The sequence below is a fragment of the Acinetobacter sp. UBA991 genome (assembly GCF_002292065.1).
Lineage (GTDB): Bacteria > Pseudomonadota > Gammaproteobacteria > Pseudomonadales > Moraxellaceae > Acinetobacter > Acinetobacter higginsii.
On sequence record NZ_DBBF01000027.1, the window covers coordinates 312,568 to 330,704 of the forward strand.

Here is an 18,137-nt window from a genome sequence, read left to right on the forward strand (position 1 = left end):
GAGGAATTGTTCATGAGCCAAATCGTTGACATCCGCGCACGTGAAATTTTGGACTCTCGTGGTAACCCAACCATCGAAGCAGACGTTATTTTAGAATCTGGGGTTGTTGGTCGTGCATGTGCACCATCTGGTGCTTCAACTGGTTCTCGTGAAGCTTTAGAACTTCGTGATGGCGACAAAGCACGTTATTTGGGCAAAGGTGTTAAAACTGCGGTTAATAACGTAAATACCATTATCCGTGACGCTTTAGTGGGCAAATCAGTATTTGAACAAAAAGACATCGATAATACGATGATCGCGCTTGATGGTACTGAAAACAAAGAAAAATTAGGTGCTAACGCAACTTTAGCTGTTTCATTGGCTGCTGCGCGCGCTGCTGCTGATGAAAAGAAAATTCCTCTTTTCCAATATATCGCTGATCTTCGTGGTCAAACGACTTTGACCATGCCTGTACCAATGATGAACATCATCAATGGTGGTTCGCATGCAGACAATAATGTTGATATTCAAGAGTTCATGATTGAACCGGTAGGCTTCACTTCTTTTGCTGAAGCATTACGTGCAGGTGCTGAAATCTTCCATTCACTAAAATCAGTTTTAAACAAAAAAGGTTTAAATACTGCTGTGGGTGATGAAGGTGGTTTTGCGCCAAACTTGCGTTCAAACGAAGAAGCAATCACTGTTATCCTTGAAGCGATTGGTCAAACTGGTTACAAAGCTGGTTCTGATATTATGTTGGCACTTGACTGTGCTTCTTCAGAATTCTACAAAAATGGTCAGTACATCCTTGCTGGTGAAGGTAATAAAGCATTCACAAGCAACCAGTTCTCTGACTATTTAGCTGGTCTTGTAAACCAATACCCAATCATTTCGATTGAAGATGGTTTAGATGAATCTGACTGGGAAGGTTGGAGCTACTTAACATCAATCCTTGGTGACAAAATCCAATTGGTTGGCGACGATTTATTCGTAACTAATCCTAAGATTTTACAACGCGGTATTAATGAGAAAGTAGGTAACTCTATTCTGATCAAATATAACCAGATTGGTACATTGACTGAAACTCTAGATGCAATCTACCTTGCAAAAGCAAATGGCTATAGCACTGTAATCTCACACCGTTCAGGTGAGACTGAAGATTCAACAATTGCTGACTTGGCAGTGGGTACAGCAGCTGGTCAAATCAAGACTGGTTCACTATGCCGTTCTGACCGTGTAGCGAAATATAACCAATTGCTTCGTATTGAAGAATTAACGAACGCAGCTTACCGCGGTAAAGCTGAATTCAAAGGTCTAAACTAAGGTCAATTTATCTATGTTGAATACTTCTGATCATCTTTCTTTACAAAAGACAGAAACTCTGCAAATTCATAATCCTATAGAATTTGCAGATGATCTTCCTTGTAAGAAGGATGTAGGGAATTTTTCATGATAGAGATGTTTCGATCGACCTCGAGTAAATTGATTTTAGTGCTTGTCATCGCTCTGGTGGCAAGCCTGCAGTATCAATTTTGGCTAGGTGAGGGAGGGTATTTTCCTCACCAAGCTTTAACTCAACAAATTACGCAGCAAGCAGAAATTAATACTGAGCTCAAAGAGCGAAATCGTATTTTAGCTGCAGAGGTTTTTGATTTAAAAAGTGGCAGTGAAGCCATTGAAGAACATGCACGTTTAGATTTAGGTTTGGTCAAGCCGAATGAAACCTTCGTACAAATGAGTACCATTAGTACCCATTACAAACCAATTTATATCGATCCAAACGCAAAAGAAGACACTGCAACCAATGAAAACCCAGACTAAGCTATGGGCGGTTGTACCAGCAGCTGGTTCTGGCAGTCGTTTTTCAAAAACTGAATTAAAACAATATCAGTATATTCAAGATCATACTGTACTTGAACATACGGTTAATCGCCTAAATACCTTAGATTTGGCTGGTTGTGTACTCGCCATTGGTGCACAAGATAATTTCGCCAAAACTCTCTCTTTTCAGCACAAAGATAAACTACATTTTTGTTTGGGTGGTACAGAGCGTGTCCATTCAGTTTTAAACGCCTTGATCTATTTATCTGACATTGCTCATGAAGATGATTGGGTGTTGGTCCATGACGCTGCACGGCCATGCGTAACTGTAAACTGTCTAATAAGGTTAGTCGAATCAGCACAACATTCAAATCAAAGTGCGATTTTGGCTATTCCAGTTCGTGATACGCTAAAACAAGTGGCTCCGCAAAATCAGATCGATAAAACTGTGAGTCGTGAGTTATTGTGGCAAGCACAAACGCCACAAATGGCGCAACTCGGCGTTCTTAAAAATGCGATTGAACAAGCTTTAGCCAATCACATCGTGATCACTGATGAAGCAAGTGCTTTGGAATATGTGAATGAGCCTGTACACGTGGTGCAGGGACGTTCAGATAATATCAAAATTACTTATGCTGACGATTTAGAACTTGCTCGCTTAATTCTTCAAGCTCAAAACTAAGCCTAATTAGCCCATATAAAAGTGCTTATTTTTTTGTTTAGCTCAAAATAGCCTAAGTAAATTTAAGTGATTTTTCCATTTTTTTTACATCAATCTAAATGACAAAATTTCTATGATTTGTTAAATTTGAATAACATACTTTATAACGGAACAACAAATGAAAAAATTATTCATTGCGGGCCTTTTTACTTTTTCTTTAGTTGGCTGCGCAACAACACCTCAACAACCTCAGGATACGGCGCAAGAAACAATCCGCTATTCATCTAGTCCATGTTTTGGTGCATGCCCAATTTATTCTGTTGAGATTACACCTGAAGGTGCTGTTCATTTCGATGGTAAACAATACACCAAAGTAACAGGTACTCAGGATTTAACTGTTGATCCTTCCGTTTATAAGAAATTACAACAAGAGCTAAAAACCTATCGTCCTGCGACGGGTTCAAATGTAAAGACAACTGGTTGTGAAGAAACAGCAACCGACCAGCCAAGTGCTTATTTCTCATGGAAAAAGCCTGATGGAACTGTAACAAAGCTTAGCCATTACACAGGTTGTATTTCTCCGGCAAATGCTGAGTTGAATAAGGTAATTGATAAATTACCTAAACTGATCGGTATTGACGATCTGGTTCGTTAAGCTCACTGCTGCAAAAATAGACAAAACTAGCAGTTATGCTAGTATAGGTATAAGCGCAATCAGGTGGAGGAGTCTTTAATGACAGCTTTTACAATCATGAAAATGAGTACGCAAGAGGAAAGTCTTCTTCCTAAGCTTGCTGTAGAAGCATTCCGTAATGCGTTTGAAGAAGCTAGTGAATCCTCTACTGTGGTCTATGCCAAAGGTCGTCAACTGTTAAAACAGCATCCAACTGGTGAGACTGAAGTGATCAAGGATATCTCAGGCGCTTATACTACTATTGAAGCATCGCGTACTCTATTGAAGCGTAAAAAAAAGCAGGCTGTTGTATAAGTTAATGCGACAGTCTACGCCTAGAATTCGCATGTTTGCTGGTCCAAACGGTTCTGGTAAAAGTACGATTAAAGAATATTTATTGCCCCGACATATTGGGGCATATTTAAATGCAGATGAACTCGAAAAAACCTTAAATCAAACTCATCGCTTGGACTTAAAGATTTATCATGAGTCTCTAGACGCACTAAAATTGATTGCTTTTTTAAAAACCAAAAAGAAAGAATTGAATCAAAAAACCTGTAAGTTATTAAGTCAAGAACCTGAATTACTCAGTGAGCACCTTATTCTTTTTGCTATTCAAGATATTGATTCATATCTTGCTGCCAGAATTATCGACTTTATCCGTTTGGAATTTCTAAGCTTAAAAATTAGTTTTACCTTTGAAACAGTTATGTCGCATATCAGCAAAGTTGAGTTTCTGAAAATGGCTCAGGAGCAAGGGTTTAAAACTTATCTGTACTATGTTTCAACGATTGACCCTGAAATCAATATTGCGCGGGTACAGTATCGAGTAAGTACTGGTGGACATGCTGTAGCAGAACCCAAAATTCGTGATCGTTATTACCGTAGCATGGACTTACTCATGCAAGCCATTGAGGTGAGTGATCGAGCTTTTATATTTGATAATTCTTCTGATGGTGAAAAAGCAGCTTTTTTAGCAGAAATTGAACAAGCGGATCGACTAAGAATCAATCCAATCGTGACAGTCTTTCCTGTTTGGTTTGCAGAAAGAGTACTTGCTGAGTTTGAATAGTCAGTCTATTCAAGAAATGTGATGCTTGTTCACATCCTGTTTTTATGCTCAAGAGTCAAATTAACTTACTTAATTTTAGAAAATATTTACCAAGATGTGCCATTTTTCGTATAAATCACGATTTAGAGGCTAATATTGAATAGATTTATTCAAATGTTATTTAAAATAATATATTATAAAAATATATATTGAATGGTGAGAGAGGATGATGACAAGTATTATTCTAGCTTTGATTGGTGGCGCGTTAATTGGATTAGCGGCTGTTGGTTATTTATACGTCAATGGGCGTGTCGCGGGTGTGAGTGGTTTGATTGCCCAATTATTACAGCCTAAAACATTTTTGCCTAGTTCGGCTTTTTGGTTTTTATTAGGCCTGATTATTACACCCTTTATTTATCAAATTTTTGTCAAGCCTGAAATTATTATGCAGTCGTCTCCGCTCGCTTTGATCATTGCTGGACTGTTGGTAGGCTTTGGGACACGTTTAGGTTCAGGTTGTACCAGTGGACATGGAATCTGTGGGATTAGCCGTTTATCGCCACGTTCAATGGTTGCCACAATTACATTTATGATCGCTGGTTTTGTTACGGTGTATGTGGTGCGTCATATTCTGGGAGCAGCGTAATGAAGAATTTATTTGCATTGATTTTCGGCAGTCTATTTGCGCTAGGTCTCTTGGTTTCTGGAATGTCAAATCCTGAGAAGGTATTAAGTTTTCTAGACATTTTTGGCGCGTGGGATATTAGCTTGATGTTTGTGATGATTGGTGCAATTGCAGTTGCATTTCTCCCATTTCAGAAAGCTTTACGCAATCCAAAAACATTATCAGGTGAGGCGATTGTTTTACCAAAGAATAATCAAATTGATAAGAAGTTGATCATAGGTGCGATATTATTTGGTATGGGTTGGGGAATTGCAGGCATTTGCCCAGCACCCGCAATTACTCTGATCGGACTGGGTTATTTTGAAGTTTGGTATTTTATTGGAGCAATGCTGCTCGGCATGTTGATCCATCGTCTTTGGGCCAAACAGTAGGAGAAATGCAGTGCAATATCCAGCAGTCAAAGCCTTTTTTGATGAGCAAAGTAATACCTTTAGTTATGTTGTACATGATGCTGAAACAAAACATTGTGCAATTATTGATAGTGTTTTGGATTATGATGCTGCCTCGGCATCAACATCTACACAGCATGCAGATGAGATCATTGCTTATATTGAATCTCAAGCCCTTACCGTTGAATGGATATTGGAAACGCATGTTCATGCCGATCATTTAACGGCGTCACAATATCTGAAATCTAAGCTTGGCGGCAAGATTGCCATGAGTGAGAAAATTGCCATTGTTCAGGAAACATTTAGTGCAATTTATCATATGGATATGAAGTATTTTAATACGCATCAAGTGTTTGATTATCTGTTTAAAGACCATGAACACTTCCGTATCGGAAACTTAGCGGCATATAACATACCGACACCAGGACATACACCTGCGTGCTTAAGTTATGTGATCGGTGATGCTGTTTTTATTGGTGATACCTTATTTATGCCCGATTATGGAACGGCGCGTTGTGATTTCCCAAAAGGCAGTGCGAATATCTTATTTGATTCTGTGCAAAAACTGTATCAATTGCCAGAACTTACACGTGTCTTTTTATGTCACGACTATAAACCAGAAGGTCGTGATACATATAGTTATGAAACAGATATTCGGGCACAGAAGCAAAGCAATATTCACTTAAATGCAAAAACACTGAAGCATGAGTTTGTACAAATGCGTCAAGCACGTGATGCAACTTTGTCGATGCCTAAGCTTATTCTACCGGCAATTCAAATCAATATGGATGCAGGCCGATTCCCAGAACCCGAGTCTAATGGGGTTCGCTATTTAAAGTTACCTTTGAATTATTTTAATTAATCATCACACACTCAATCGTTCAAAGGGAATTGAACGATGTCTTTTCTCGCACATTAAGAATGAAAAATGAAGCTTAGGTTTTGTTTGAACACTTAATTGTTATGTTATAACATAACAATTGAAAATAAGGAGTTCAATGTGCGTTACAAAGCCCTGGCAATAGCCATTCTATTCATTCATCAGCAAGCATCTGCAAATGAGCAGGATAGTCCTGTTATCTTGCCAAAAATCAGTTTAAAAGCAGAAACAGATCTTTCAATCGGGAACAATATTGTTGTAGAGAATCGAAATACACAAAATCAAACTTTAGGGGATGCACTCAAGCAGGTGTCAGGTGTACAGAGTAGTGCCTTTGGTCCCAATGCAGGAGCACCAGTTATCCGCAGCTTAAGTGGCAATCGTGTACAAATTCTTGAGGATGGACTATCGATTTATGGCATGAATGCTATCAGTGGTAATATTGCCATTTCATTTGATCCTTTATTTAATCAATCTATTCAGGTAAATAAGTCATCGGATAGTGTGCGATACGGCGGAAATGCCATCGGTGGTAGTGTAAATGTAGAGAATGGTCTGATTAGCAAAGAAATTCCCAAGAAAGATCATAATTTAGAGTTGGCTGTGCGAAAAGGTTGGAATAATACAGATGCACATGGTTTTAAGCTGAATTTAAATAATCAAAGCAACTTTTCAACCAATTTTTTATTTTCTAAACAAGACATTTCTTCTTATAAAATTCCAGGTGACAGCAAGGCTGAGCAATGTAATAGCGCAGTATTTCCTGCAACAGGTGGTGTGAATTCAGCGTTGGCAGATGCTTGTCAAAAAGATACGCGCATACAGCAGATCTATAACACCGCATCGCAAAAATATATTGACCAATTTATGACTGAAAATCCAGATTGGGCAGATGGGAAATTTTCATTCTATACCGATAAGCCGTCATCTGTTTGGAGTGGTAAGACATATATCAACCCAGCAAATCCTGAATATATTGCTGATACACCCAAGTTTAAAGAAAACAGAATTAATAACGATGTGACACCAAATTACAATCGAAAGCTAGGCAATAGCTATTTGGAAAATCAGCATTATGCGATCGGAAGTACTTACTTTCTGCAAAATGGCTATATTGGCTTGAGTGCAGATTCCCAGAAAAATGCATACGGTGTACCAGGCTTTTCTTTAGAAAATAAGTCGTTTCAATCTTCTTATGATGATGGTCTACCTGTAGGAATAAAGACGGATCAACGAAAATATACATTGGATAGTCAATATAATTTTGATACACCATTTTTTAAGGGAATCGACTTCAAAGCGAATCAAGTGATCAATCGTTCAGGTGAATATCTCGGGACACAGTTAGCAAATGATTACCGCTTTAATACCAAACAAGTTGAAATACTATTCAGACATCAACCTTTGCCGTATTTAAATGGTCTACTTGGGCTGAGTCAGAGTAATCGAACTGTTGAAGGACAGGGGAAACTACGCTATTTACCCAATGTAAATACCAAGACACACGCCATTTTTGTTCAAGAGAAAATTGATCTAGATTGGCTTTCTTTCGATGCAGGCTATCGCCAAGAACGTATTGATCACTCGATCAAAGACAGTGATTTTAAAGTCTCTCGCAACTCGCCGAATTCTAAGTTGCAAGATACTAATTTCGATTTAGAAAGCTATAGTTTTGGTTCATATCTCAGAATGAATGACTATCTAGGCATGAAGCTTAGATATTCAGTATCGGAGCGTGCGCCTGAGCTGAATGAACTTTATGCCAGTGGTAATCACTATTCGATCATGGTTAATGAGCAAGGAAATCAAAAGTTAGCGCCTGAAAAATCTAAAAATACAGAGCTGACCGCTTTATTCAATTATCAAGATTTTAATCTTGAGGCTACCGTGTATAAGATGAAATTTGAAAACTATCTCTATCTCACTCATTCTGGCATGCAAACGGCGAACCGCTTACCACTCAAATACTGGACTCAAACAGATACTGAAATCACAGGTTATGAAGTTGATCTAAAACAAAAAATTAATACACAGCATTTGGGGCTTTTTACCCTAGGCGTGTTTGCTGATTTTGTGAAAAATAAAAATTTAAATCCGAATCGAACGAGCTTGTTTAATGATGGCAATTATTTACCAAACATGCCAACCAGTCGCTACGGTGCAAGCGTAGAGTGGAGTAAAGGGGATTGGGCGGCACGTCTCTCAAGTATTTATTATGATAAACCGAAATACCTAGGCAAGAATGTTTCGGAGGAAGAGCCATTGCCAGCCTTCAATATGGTCGATATGCAGATTAGCAAGCATCTAAAATTAAAGAACTCTGATATTGACGTGTTCCTAAACGGTTCAAATTTACTGAATGAGGAGGCGAGACCGCATAATTCCCCATTGAAATATATTGCACCATTGCCAGGGCGTGGTTTTCAGCTTGGTGTAAGTATGAAGATATAAGGTGATATAAATCTGGCCACTGAAAGAAAATCGCAAGAAGCGCTTTCAGTGGTCGCCACTTAACACGATTGATTTAAATTTTTTAATGAATTTTTGACGATTAGATCATGTACCAAGGAGACCGGAAGCATATAAATCTTTCCAAAAAGATTGTAAGTAATCACACTGGTTGTGACGGTCAACTCATTCTCCTGTTCATTATGTTCCTGAAGCTGTAATGCGACCAATACGCTGAGATGTTTATCTGTAGATTGTAAATATAATTCCTTGTCCGTAATTTTCACCACATCAAAAAAATCCAACTTTTCATTGATCTGAACATTTTCGGGTTTAACCGAATCAAAGCCGCTGATCGGTTGGACACCTCCTAACCTTAAACTTAAAAAATCTCTGATTTTAAATGCAATACGTAACCAAAAGGGTGGATGTCCTGTCATTAAATTATAAACTTGCATCACTGTTAGGTTCTTATCGATGTATTGATGTGCTTCATGTAGGTAGTTAAGCACTGCTAATGGAGCAACCAAAGGATGAAGATCATTCTGATGTTCCATTGTGCTTATTCCTAGATTTTATAGATATATGAAATTTATAATAATTTATAGATGAATTACTGAATGTTTGTCAATCACATTATCTGACGATTATTTTGAATTTAGTTTGATATTCTATTATAAAATGGCTTTTCTAATTGATATTTATTTTGCTAAGCTAAATTAAATTTCACATAATTTATAGAAAATTTAACTACAGCAAGACCGATTTTATAACATAGAGAAATAACTCCTTACTTTGATAAAGGTTGGTTTTTTTTGGGAAGTTGATTTTCCCATTCCACATTTTAACGATATATATTAAAAAGGAAAAAAACATGCATCAACACAACTTCAATTTATCTGATCATTTTAAATTGGGCATTTTTGCCTCTAATTGTTCTGGAGGTTTAACACCTTCAACTCTAGATGATGGCTGGGATGCCAGCTGGAGCCAAAATTTAGAATTAGCGCAAATGGCCGATGATGCTGGAATTGATTTCATGTTATCCGCGGCACGTTTTATTGGTCATGGTGGCAAAAAGGATTTTCATGGAACAGTATTAGAGACCGTGACATGGACATCTGCATTATTGGCAAAAACTAAAAATATTCAGATCTTCGCTACTTTGCATACCGTGCTGAATCATCCAATTGTGGTCGCAAAACAAATCGCAACTATGGCCCAAGTCAGTGATAATCGTGTCGGTTTAAATATCGTCGCAGGGTGGAATAAGCCTGAATACGACGCGATGGGTTTACAATTGCCTGATGATCATGAGACACGATACGGTTATGCACAAGAATGGTATGAATTAATTAAAAAAACATGGCAAAGCACTGAGCCATTCAACTGGGACGGTAAATTTTTTCAAACGCAAGGCACTTATGGAAAACCAGCTCCTCAAGTTTTTCCACCCATTTTTAATGCCGCTGGTTCAAAAGAAGGACGTGAGTTCGCCATTAAAAATTCAGATTTTTTATTTACGCCCGCTGCCGATCTAGCGCGTTCAATGACAGAAATTAAAGAACTTAAAGATGAAGCCGAAACATTAGGTCGGAAAATTAAAGTCCTGACCTTTGCCCATGTGATTTGCCGCGCTACTGAAGAAGAAGCCAAAGCTGAGTGGGATCGGCAATTAAATAATGCTGATCACGGTGCGATAGAGCAATTGATGGATACCTTATTTTCGTTTTGCAAATCTTTTCCAGCTGATTTACGTGAACAATTACGCCAACGTATTGCCGTAGGTCATGGTGGTTTTCCGTTGGTTGGGACGCCTGAACAAGTGGCAGAAGGGCTGATACTGTTAGGTGAAACAGGTTTTTCAGGTAGCACCTTGTCTTTTCTCAACTACACCCAAGAATTTCCATATTTCAGGGATCATGTTTTACCGATTTTAAAGGACAGAGGCTTACTGAAAGCTTAGGCTTATGGAGTTTGAGATGATCTTTTGATGTATCAAAGATTATCTCAATTTGTTGCGAGTCCTTTATTTATATGAAAAAAATGATGAATTTTGAGTAAGCATCTTTACTTTTTGTGCTATAAAATTAGCTCAATAATTAAACTTGAGAATAACAAATGTCTGAACAGAAATATCATTGGTACTTAATTGCTTATACATTTAATGATAAGAGTAATAATGGCAATACCAGAAATTTTAGTATTCAGCTACCGCTAGAAACATTCTTGCCACCAGTTTCTAAATCTAAATTGAATGAATTAAGCGTCATTGGCGCCGAGTGGATCCAAAAGAATGATCCTACGGCTCAGCCAGAGAATTTATTTGCGATCTCAATTTGCTATTTAGGTGAAATGGCTCAATCACAATTTAATGCTTAGGTTAGATGTAAAAGAAGGCCCTTCAGGGCTTTCTTTTTATAATTAAAACAAACTTTTAAGTTCTTAAAAGGGTAAAAGATGAGTGACTATATCAGTATCAATAAGCATGCTTGGAATTTAAAAACAAATGCGCATATCAAGAGCGATTTTTATAACAATATTTCCTTTCTAAGAGGAAGAAACACGCTAAACCCAATAGAACTGGGTATTTTAGGAGATATTTCAGGAAAATCCATACTACACCTACAATGTCATTTCGGACAAGATTCTATGTCTTTGGCTCAACTTGGAGCTAATGTTACAGCTATAGATTTTTCAGAAGAAGCCATTAAAAAAGCTAAAGAGTTTAACGATGAACTGGGTTTAAATGTCGACTTTATTTGCTCTAATATTTATGAACTACCCAATATTTTAGACAAAAAATATGATTACGTATTTACGAGTTATGGCGTTATAGGATGGTTAGAAAATTTAGATTTATGGGCTAAGGTGATATCCAATTTCTTAAAAATTGGAGGTAAATTTTTAATTGTTGAATTTCATCCAATCATATGGATGTTTGATGATCAAATTAAAAATATAACATATAGCTACTTCAAAAACGACCCTATAAGTGAAACATCTACTGGCTCTTATGCAGATAAATCAGCAGAAATAGACTATCAAGCAATCACTTGGAATCATAGCCTGAGTGAAATATTTACAAGTTTAATCAATCATGGAATAAATGTTCTGGAATTCAAAGAATATGATTACTCATTCTATAATTGTTTTGCCAATATGACGAAAGAGAATGAAAAATACAGGATTGAGCATTTTGGCAAAAAATTACCATTAATGTTCTCAATATTGGGTGAAAAGAACCAATAAATTTATTAAATATTAATAACTTGTTTTTTGAAACTCTTTAATTTTTTGGATGTTATATGAAAAAAGTGATGAATTTTGAGTAAGCCTCTTTACTTTTTATGCTATAAAGTTAGCTCAATAATTAAACTTGAGAATAACAAATGTCTGAACAGAAATATTATTGGTATTCATTTTCTATTTAGGTGGATTGACTCAATTACAATTTAATGCTTAAGAAAGCAGATGTTGTAAGTCCCTAATTTAATAAAATGCCAGTTTTAGAGATTGCTGTTTTATTTGGAATAAATAAAAACTATGAGGCAAGTTCGTTAGTAAAGAAAGATTTTTTAAGGTTAATTCACCCAATTTAAAAATACTTGATAAATAAAGGTGAGATTAGCAATATTGATTTGAACAATAGAGCCTAGATAGGTTTTACATTAATCAATATATTCAATAAGTTGCTGTGGAATTCAATGGATGTGACTTAGGTTGTATCGGTGTATATTTCAAAAAAAAGCAGAAGAAAATTTTTTAGTTGGCCTAGGAGTAAAAATATTCCATCCACTTTAAATATTATAAGTAATCAATTTTATACGGAACTGGTCACTGACCGCTCTAAATTACAGAATATCTACCCAACAGGAGTAAAAGATATCTGTGGAAAAATTATCTAGGTATAAACACTTAATCCATATCATCTAAACTTTAAAAATGTTACATTTCCTTAAAAATTATCGTGTTTTTTAGGACAAATTAGATGAATGCAAAATTCAAAAATTTAATGATATTAATTCTATTTATGGCTCAGTCGACTTATGGTAAAGAAGAATTGACTAAAGATGAGTTTTTTATGAAATCAGAATTAATAAAATTAGCTTTTAGTTGTTCAGAATTAAACAATATTGCAAAAAATGATAATAATGCAAAAAGGTTAGGTGTAATAGCTATGGCTCACGGATTTGAAATTTCTAAATTTACAATTAAAGAATTAAAAAAAGATAAAAAAGTTGATCAATTTTTAATGGATTTGAATACACACTATAAAATCAACAATGATGTGTATGCTGGTTTTTTGCTTGGTAAACAACAAAATGAGATAGAAAATAAAACCAATCAATTAGTGAATGACTTGAGCGAAAATAATTATGATAAAAGAGAAAGTGTAGCTAAGCAGTTGATTATTCATAAACAATGTAATTTACTATAATAAATTCAAAAGATTTTTCACTCAATTTAAAATTTGGCTCTTTATATAAATGACTGATATAGAAATAGAAACACATCCATTGCAACCTTTTTTACCTGTGACTGCAAAGCTACTAATGTTGGGCAGTTTTCCGCCGCCGCAAACTCGCTGGAAGATGGATTTTTACTATCCGAACTATCAAAATGATATGTGGCGAATCTTTGGTCTGATCTTTTTTAATGATAAAGATCACTTTTTAGATTTGCCCAATAAAAACTTTAAAGAGCAACTGATTCGTGAGTTCTTAACTCAAATTGGTGTAGGAATTTTTGACACAGCCTATCAAGTGAAACGTTTGCAAGGTAATGCTTCTGATAAATTTTTAGAAATTGTCACGCCTACAGATTTATCCAAATTACTGGAACAAATTCCAATGTGCCATACCATCATGACTACAGGCGATAAAGCAACAGATACGCTGATGTTACACTTTCCAGAGCAAGCTAGTAAGCCTATGATTGGACAGTCGGTGCAGGTAAATTATGCTGATCGAGAGCTGAATTTATACCGATTACCGTCATCATCGCGAGCCTATCCATTAGCACTGGAAAAGAAAGCTGAAGCCTATAAGCAATTTTTTGAACAAATTGGCTTGGTATAAATATAAATAAGGGGGAAATAAATGCAGGATGTCGCAAGCCCAATTGATTTAAGAAATTTCGCTGATGCTTTGGAATGGCAAGAAACGGCGAATATAAAAAGGCCGTGGCGCAAGGACTTCTTTGAGTATTATGCCAATCTCATTAGACAGCATGTTTCTGAACAATATCAGGTACTAGAACTTGGTTCTGGGCCTGGTTTTTTAGCCCAACATTTGCTCTCACAGCTTACTAACATTGAATATACTGCTTTTGATTTTTCAGAAGCGATGCATCAACTAGCACAAGAAAAGCTCAATACTGTTGAAAGAGCACAGGCAACCTATATTATTGGAAGCTTTAAAGCTGCTGATTGGCAGAATACATTCTCTCAGAAGTATGATTTGATTATTATCCATCAAGCATTACATGAGCTTCGACATAAATGCTATGCAACCGATTTTCATAAAATCGTAAAAACCCTATTAAAACCTCAAGGCTATTATTTAGTGTGTGATCATTTGTGTGCAGCACATGCGATGCAAAATGATCAGCTTTATATGACCAAACAAGAGCATTTGGATGCACTTGAACAGGCATCTTTTACACAGATTAAGATGCCGTTAGAGATAGAAGGGCTGTGTTTGTTTGAAATGACTTTGGGTTAAGTTAAATGTGCCATCATCCGAGGATATTTAACCCATCTAAACGTATTGATTTTGAATTCTCTTACATGAGTAAATTCAGACCAAATCAATTGACTTCCTTTTGTCGATTGTAGCGGTTTAGTCCGCCGATCAACGGCAAGCTTTTCCTGTTCCGTGGCTGGACGTAAATCACCAATTTCGACATATAAGCGTATGCCAAAATGATGATCAAAATGACCTTTGATGAAGGACTTTAACCAGAACCACCTATTGGTATTAATCGCTTGAATACAAGCTTGGGTGTTTTGAATAAGGTTCTCACTTAGCTTTTCAGTATATGTATCAAAGAAATAAGCGGTTTGGTTGTCATTTAAAAAGATTGTGCCTATAGGGGTGATGGTCGGCTGCCCTGAAGGATCTACTGTTGCAATAGACGCATGTAAAGATGACTTGTGTGCAACAGCAAATACTTGCTGAATATTTTTTCCAATCTTTTTCCGAAATCATATGGTTATCTTTTATGTTAATTATAATCGTAACTTAGCACAAAATAATTAAAAAAATATCGCTCTTTAGAATGAAAAAAGAGGTCAATTCAGCAAATTAAATCTTATTGAATGGATGATTTACATCATCCATTCAACGGGAAAATAAGACACAAAGTGCATGGTAAAACGTTGGAATCTGGTACTTTCAGGATCGTGATGGTGCTCAATAACCTCACCATTTTCTTTATGTTCATACCACACAATATTGCCGTTTTGATCTAATTTGAGCTGATAAGCCACTTGTAATAAATGCTGATCCAGCATGGCGGTGATTTGGTCTTGTAAATGATCAGATTCCACTACTAAACCAACTTCAGTGTTTAAATGGGCAGAGCGTGGGTCAAAGTTAAACGAACCAATAAAAACTTTTCCATCAACATCAAAAAATTTGGCATGCAAACTTGAACGGTTCTTACCTTTTACAGGAATCACGCTCCCTGTCGCAATTTCATACCAAGTCCGTTTTTTACGTTCAATATTCGGTTTAAACTCATACAGTTGTACGCCATTTTGTAAAAGTGGTTTACGGTATTGGCTGTAAAAAGAATGCACCACGGCGACATCATTGGCCACCAAGCTATTGGTCAATACACGGACTTGGATACCATCTTTGGAGAGCTGATTGAGGTAGGTGGTTCCTTGTTTTGTAGGAACAAAATAAGCCGAGACTAATTCCATATGTTGTGCTGGTTTACCCATAATGTTCAGAACTTGAGCATATAAAAGCTCCTGATCTTTGGCTTGTCCTAAGGCCTTATTCGGATGATCTGCGACAAAATGTGCTTTTGCCCATTGGATTGGATAATTTTGTAGACGTAATTTTAAATAATCTTGAGCGGCTTCGAGTTTATCTTCGGTGGGTGTATCCACTTGATCTAAGGCTTTATAAGTATTTCTTAAACTTTCCAGTTGTTGAGGCGTACCAGAACCCATTAATTGTTGTGTTGAATAGCTGAGTTTATCTGACCAGAATTCATCGAAGACCTGTTCTGTTCGATCAACGGCTTTACCGTAGAACAAAATATCCATGTCGCTAAACTGAAACTGGTCACTAGCCTCAAAATATTCACTACTGATATTGCGCCCACCCGTTACTGCGATTGAATGATCGGCAATAGTGAGCTTATTGTGCATACGATGATTAATCTGTTTCAGTCTAAATACATAATCAATAAAACGTAAGTGCCTAAACTTATAAGGATTGAAAATACGGATTTCAAAATTTGGATGCTGGGCGAGGGCTTTTAAGGTTTTATCTAGTTTTATGCCATTCTGATCATCAATCAATAAACGGACTTTTACTCCGCGATCAGCTGCTTTGAGCAACTCATGCAGCATCATGTTGCCAATGGCATCGTCATTCCAAATATAATATTGTAAATCCAATTGATGCTTGGCATTTCGAATTAAATGAATACGGGAAGCAATACTTAAAAAGGCATCATCCAATGCTAAAAATGCAGTTAAACCTTTTTCAATATTAAGATCGGCTTGTGGATCATTCATCCACTTTGTTTTCGTATGCAAGGAGTTACTCCGATCATGGTTCTGATTGGGTGGCAAAGAACAGCCACCAATTCCTAACATGATAACAAGTGTCATTATCTTAAAATGGTATGAATTGTTTATCATTTTATTGATCAAGCGTGTGGATCCAACAGTAATGTATAGATGATTGATTTTCTTATATATCTAAATGCCGTTTTGTTCCAAGGGTGAAATGTAATTATAAAGATAATCAATGGGTTATCATTTCAATAATCTAATTTTCTATGTAAATACACTCCAATGGACACAGCCTTAATAGAATCTAGATCAACAAATATTGAGCTTAAGTACTATACTGGTGTATAGTATATTTTTAGATTTAATGTGGTCAACATTATGCCTAAACAGTTAGAGGATAAAAAAAAGATTCTCACGCGTGTAAGACGAATTCAAGGTCAGGTTCAGAGTGTGGAACGTGCATTGGAAAATGACACAGAATGTGCTGATATTTTGCAGCAAATCTGTGCAGTTCGTGGAGCATTAAATGGTTTGATGACGGAACTTCTCGAAATTCACCTCAAAGATACCTTAGTTGTTGGTGAATCGTCCGAGTTGCAACGCAGTCAAGAGCTCATTCAAGTCAGTAAAATTCTTAAATCTTATTTAAAGTAAAATTCAGGAGTGTCATTGTGATTAAATCTCGTGCAGCCGTTGCCTTTGCCGCAGGCGAACCATTACAAATCGTAGAGCTTGATGTTGAACCACCTAAAGCGGGTGAAGTCCTGATTAAAATTACCCATACAGGAGTGTGCCATACCGATGCCTTCACTTTATCAGGTGATGATCCAGAAGGTGTTTTCCCAGCAGTGTTGGGTCATGAAGGTGCTGGAGTAGTGGTGCAAGTTGGTGAAGGTGTGACCAGTGTTGCAGTCGGTGACCATGTGATTCCGTTGTATACCGCTGAATGTAAGGAATGTTTGTTCTGTAAATCGGGAAAAACCAATTTATGCGTTGCTGTTCGTGCAACTCAAGGTAAAGGTGTGATGCCAGATGGCACAACACGTTTTTCTTATAATGGACAACCGATTTATCACTATATGGGTTGTTCAACCTTTAGTGAATATACCGTCGTTGCAGAAGTGTCTTTGGCAAAAATTAATCCAGAAGCCAACCATGAACAAGTGTGTTTACTCGGTTGTGGTGTAACCACAGGGATTGGTGCGGTACATAACACGGCGAAGGTACAAGAGGGCGATAGCGTTGCTGTGTTTGGTTTGGGGGGTATTGGTCTTGCTGTAGTACAAGGTGCACGTCAGGCCAAAGCTGGACGTATTATTGTAGTAGATACCAATCCAGATAAATTTGAACTGGCAAAGCAGTTTGGTGCAACTGACTTCTTAAATCCAAAAGATTATGATCAGCCAATTCAACAAGTGATTGTTGAAATGACAGGTTGGGGCGTTGACCATTCTTTTGAATGTATCGGCAATACCAATGTGATGCGTTCAGCTTTGGAATGCGCACATCGCGGTTGGGGACAATCGGTGATTATTGGGGTTGCAGGTGCAGGTCAGGAAATTTCAACACGTCCATTCCAGTTGGTGACAGGACGTAAATGGATGGGAACTGCTTTCGGTGGGGTAAAAGGCCGTAGCCAATTACCGAAAATGGTAGAAGATGCAATGAAAGGTGAAATTGAGTTGGCACCATTTGTAACGCATACCATGCCGTTGGACGATATTAATCATGCCTTTGACCTAATGCATGAAGGTAAGTCGATTCGTACCGTGATTCACTTCTAATTTAAAA

The 18,137-nt window shown here is 37.0% G+C and carries 20 protein-coding genes and 1 pseudogene; 18 read left to right on the top strand and 3 right to left on the bottom strand.

The features are described from left to right. Positions 1-12 precede the first annotated feature (12 nt). The 10 genes from eno (at position 13) to B2727_RS12365 (ending at position 8,590) form a co-directional block, all read left to right on the top strand. Positions 13-1,302: a phosphopyruvate hydratase gene (gene eno / locus B2727_RS12320; protein WP_004806818.1), complete on the top strand. Its 1,290-nt coding sequence runs from the start codon at positions 13-15 to the stop codon at positions 1,300-1,302. A gap of 126 nt (positions 1,303-1,428) precedes the next feature. After that, a complete protein-coding gene (gene ftsB / locus B2727_RS12325) occupies positions 1,429-1,800 on the top strand; it encodes a cell division protein FtsB (RefSeq protein ID WP_004806821.1) in 372 nt (123 codons plus the stop codon). Further along, on the top strand, positions 1,784-2,482 hold the full coding sequence (gene ispD / locus B2727_RS12330) for a 2-C-methyl-D-erythritol 4-phosphate cytidylyltransferase (protein ID WP_033132871.1): 699 nt from the start codon (positions 1,784-1,786) through the stop codon (positions 2,480-2,482). Before ftsB ends, ispD begins: the two co-directional genes overlap by 17 nt. 157 nt (positions 2,483-2,639) lie before the next feature. After that, positions 2,640-3,116, top strand: coding sequence for a DUF6438 domain-containing protein (locus tag B2727_RS12335; protein WP_033132870.1), 477 nt, complete (start codon positions 2,640-2,642; stop codon positions 3,114-3,116). A gap of 78 nt (positions 3,117-3,194) precedes the next feature. Further along, positions 3,195-3,449 (top strand): hypothetical protein, encoded by a 255-nt coding sequence (locus B2727_RS12340; protein ID WP_033132869.1) that lies wholly within the window; start codon positions 3,195-3,197, stop codon positions 3,447-3,449. 4 nt (positions 3,450-3,453) lie between these two features. Then, a complete protein-coding gene (locus tag B2727_RS12345) occupies positions 3,454-4,206 on the top strand; it encodes a zeta toxin (protein ID WP_033132868.1) in 753 nt (250 codons plus the stop codon). Between the two features lie 208 nt (positions 4,207-4,414). Continuing rightward, positions 4,415-4,831, top strand: a complete 417-nt coding sequence (locus B2727_RS12350) for a YeeE/YedE family protein (RefSeq protein ID WP_033132903.1) — start codon at positions 4,415-4,417, stop codon at positions 4,829-4,831. Then, entirely contained in the window at positions 4,831-5,241 is a 411-nt protein-coding gene (locus B2727_RS12355; RefSeq protein ID WP_033132867.1) for a DUF6691 family protein, read from the top strand. Before B2727_RS12350 ends, B2727_RS12355 begins: the two co-directional genes overlap by 1 nt. A gap of 10 nt (positions 5,242-5,251) precedes the next feature. Further along, positions 5,252-6,121, top strand: coding sequence for an MBL fold metallo-hydrolase (locus B2727_RS12360; protein WP_033132866.1), 870 nt, complete (start codon positions 5,252-5,254; stop codon positions 6,119-6,121). 138 nt (positions 6,122-6,259) lie between these two features. Beyond that, positions 6,260-8,590 (top strand): TonB-dependent receptor, encoded by a 2,331-nt coding sequence (locus B2727_RS12365; protein ID WP_033132865.1) that lies wholly within the window; start codon positions 6,260-6,262, stop codon positions 8,588-8,590. A gap of 59 nt (positions 8,591-8,649) precedes the next feature. Here B2727_RS12365 and B2727_RS12370 read toward each other — a convergent pair whose 3' ends face one another. Then, positions 8,650-9,144 (bottom strand): DUF2867 domain-containing protein, encoded by a 495-nt coding sequence (locus tag B2727_RS12370; RefSeq protein ID WP_033132864.1) that lies wholly within the window; start codon positions 9,142-9,144, stop codon positions 8,650-8,652. A gap of 317 nt (positions 9,145-9,461) precedes the next feature. Between B2727_RS12370 and B2727_RS12375 the strand changes: the two genes are divergently transcribed. From B2727_RS12375 to B2727_RS12400, 6 genes are all read left to right on the top strand, one after another. Then, the gene (locus tag B2727_RS12375; protein WP_033132863.1) at positions 9,462-10,553 is read left to right on the top strand and encodes an LLM class flavin-dependent oxidoreductase; all 1,092 of its coding nucleotides are present in this window, start codon (positions 9,462-9,464) and stop codon (positions 10,551-10,553) included. Between the two features lie 155 nt (positions 10,554-10,708). After that, on the top strand, positions 10,709-10,969 hold the full coding sequence (locus B2727_RS12380) for a hypothetical protein (protein ID WP_033132862.1): 261 nt from the start codon (positions 10,709-10,711) through the stop codon (positions 10,967-10,969). Positions 10,970-11,047: 78 nt separating this feature from the next. Continuing rightward, positions 11,048-11,839: a class I SAM-dependent methyltransferase gene (locus tag B2727_RS12385; protein ID WP_033132861.1), complete on the top strand. Its 792-nt coding sequence runs from the start codon at positions 11,048-11,050 to the stop codon at positions 11,837-11,839. Positions 11,840-12,578: 739 nt separating this feature from the next. Beyond that, positions 12,579-13,028 carry a hypothetical protein gene (locus B2727_RS12390; protein ID WP_033132860.1) on the top strand — a complete coding sequence of 150 codons (450 nt, stop codon included), beginning with the start codon at positions 12,579-12,581 and terminating at the stop codon, positions 13,026-13,028. Between the two features lie 49 nt (positions 13,029-13,077). Then, positions 13,078-13,668 (top strand): uracil-DNA glycosylase family protein, encoded by a 591-nt coding sequence (locus tag B2727_RS12395; RefSeq protein WP_005313610.1) that lies wholly within the window; start codon positions 13,078-13,080, stop codon positions 13,666-13,668. Positions 13,669-13,689: 21 nt separating this feature from the next. After that, positions 13,690-14,313 (top strand): class I SAM-dependent methyltransferase, encoded by a 624-nt coding sequence (locus tag B2727_RS12400; RefSeq protein WP_005313613.1) that lies wholly within the window; start codon positions 13,690-13,692, stop codon positions 14,311-14,313. Here B2727_RS12400 and B2727_RS12405 read toward each other — a convergent pair. Together B2727_RS12405 and B2727_RS12410 are read right to left on the bottom strand one after the other, a co-directional pair. Next, positions 14,310-14,799: pseudogene (locus B2727_RS12405) on the bottom strand (pyridoxamine 5'-phosphate oxidase family protein). The gene B2727_RS12400 and the pseudogene B2727_RS12405 sit on opposite strands and share 4 nt — an antisense overlap. Positions 14,800-14,918: 119 nt before the next feature. Beyond that, the gene (locus tag B2727_RS12410) at positions 14,919-16,427 is read right to left on the bottom strand and encodes a phospholipase D family protein (protein ID WP_033132902.1); all 1,509 of its coding nucleotides are present in this window, start codon (positions 16,425-16,427) and stop codon (positions 14,919-14,921) included. A 297-nt stretch (positions 16,428-16,724) separates the two neighbouring features. Between B2727_RS12410 and B2727_RS12415 the strand changes: the two genes are divergently transcribed. Both B2727_RS12415 and B2727_RS12420 read left to right on the top strand, forming a co-directional pair. Next, positions 16,725-17,000 carry a metal/formaldehyde-sensitive transcriptional repressor gene (locus tag B2727_RS12415; protein WP_004653592.1) on the top strand — a complete coding sequence of 92 codons (276 nt, stop codon included), beginning with the start codon at positions 16,725-16,727 and terminating at the stop codon, positions 16,998-17,000. A gap of 20 nt (positions 17,001-17,020) precedes the next feature. Then, a complete protein-coding gene (locus B2727_RS12420; protein WP_026057450.1) occupies positions 17,021-18,130 on the top strand; it encodes an S-(hydroxymethyl)glutathione dehydrogenase/class III alcohol dehydrogenase in 1,110 nt (369 codons plus the stop codon). Positions 18,131-18,137 lie beyond the last annotated feature (7 nt).

Excerpts from the sequence above, each read along its gene's own strand:
- eno (WP_004806818.1), top strand. The coding sequence starts at position 13 with ATGAGCCAAATCGTTGACATCCGCGCACGTGAAATTTTGGACTCTCGT.
- ftsB (WP_004806821.1), top strand. The coding sequence starts at position 1,429 with ATGATAGAGATGTTTCGATCGACCTCGAGTAAATTGATTTTAGTGCTT.
- ispD (WP_033132871.1), top strand. The coding sequence starts at position 1,784 with ATGAAAACCCAGACTAAGCTATGGGCGGTTGTACCAGCAGCTGGTTCT.
- B2727_RS12335 (WP_033132870.1), top strand. The coding sequence starts at position 2,640 with ATGAAAAAATTATTCATTGCGGGCCTTTTTACTTTTTCTTTAGTTGGC.
- B2727_RS12340 (WP_033132869.1), top strand. The coding sequence starts at position 3,195 with ATGACAGCTTTTACAATCATGAAAATGAGTACGCAAGAGGAAAGTCTT.
- B2727_RS12345 (WP_033132868.1), top strand. The coding sequence starts at position 3,454 with ATGCGACAGTCTACGCCTAGAATTCGCATGTTTGCTGGTCCAAACGGT.
- B2727_RS12350 (WP_033132903.1), top strand. The coding sequence starts at position 4,415 with ATGACAAGTATTATTCTAGCTTTGATTGGTGGCGCGTTAATTGGATTA.
- B2727_RS12355 (WP_033132867.1), top strand. The coding sequence starts at position 4,831 with ATGAAGAATTTATTTGCATTGATTTTCGGCAGTCTATTTGCGCTAGGT.
- B2727_RS12370 (WP_033132864.1), bottom strand. The coding sequence starts at position 9,144 with ATGGAACATCAGAATGATCTTCATCCTTTGGTTGCTCCATTAGCAGTG.
- B2727_RS12375 (WP_033132863.1), top strand. The coding sequence starts at position 9,462 with ATGCATCAACACAACTTCAATTTATCTGATCATTTTAAATTGGGCATT.
- B2727_RS12380 (WP_033132862.1), top strand. The coding sequence starts at position 10,709 with ATGTCTGAACAGAAATATCATTGGTACTTAATTGCTTATACATTTAAT.
- B2727_RS12385 (WP_033132861.1), top strand. The coding sequence starts at position 11,048 with ATGAGTGACTATATCAGTATCAATAAGCATGCTTGGAATTTAAAAACA.
- B2727_RS12390 (WP_033132860.1), top strand. The coding sequence starts at position 12,579 with ATGAATGCAAAATTCAAAAATTTAATGATATTAATTCTATTTATGGCT.
- B2727_RS12395 (WP_005313610.1), top strand. The coding sequence starts at position 13,078 with ATGACTGATATAGAAATAGAAACACATCCATTGCAACCTTTTTTACCT.
- B2727_RS12400 (WP_005313613.1), top strand. The coding sequence starts at position 13,690 with ATGCAGGATGTCGCAAGCCCAATTGATTTAAGAAATTTCGCTGATGCT.
- B2727_RS12410 (WP_033132902.1), bottom strand. The coding sequence starts at position 16,427 with ATGTTAGGAATTGGTGGCTGTTCTTTGCCACCCAATCAGAACCATGAT.
- B2727_RS12415 (WP_004653592.1), top strand. The coding sequence starts at position 16,725 with ATGCCTAAACAGTTAGAGGATAAAAAAAAGATTCTCACGCGTGTAAGA.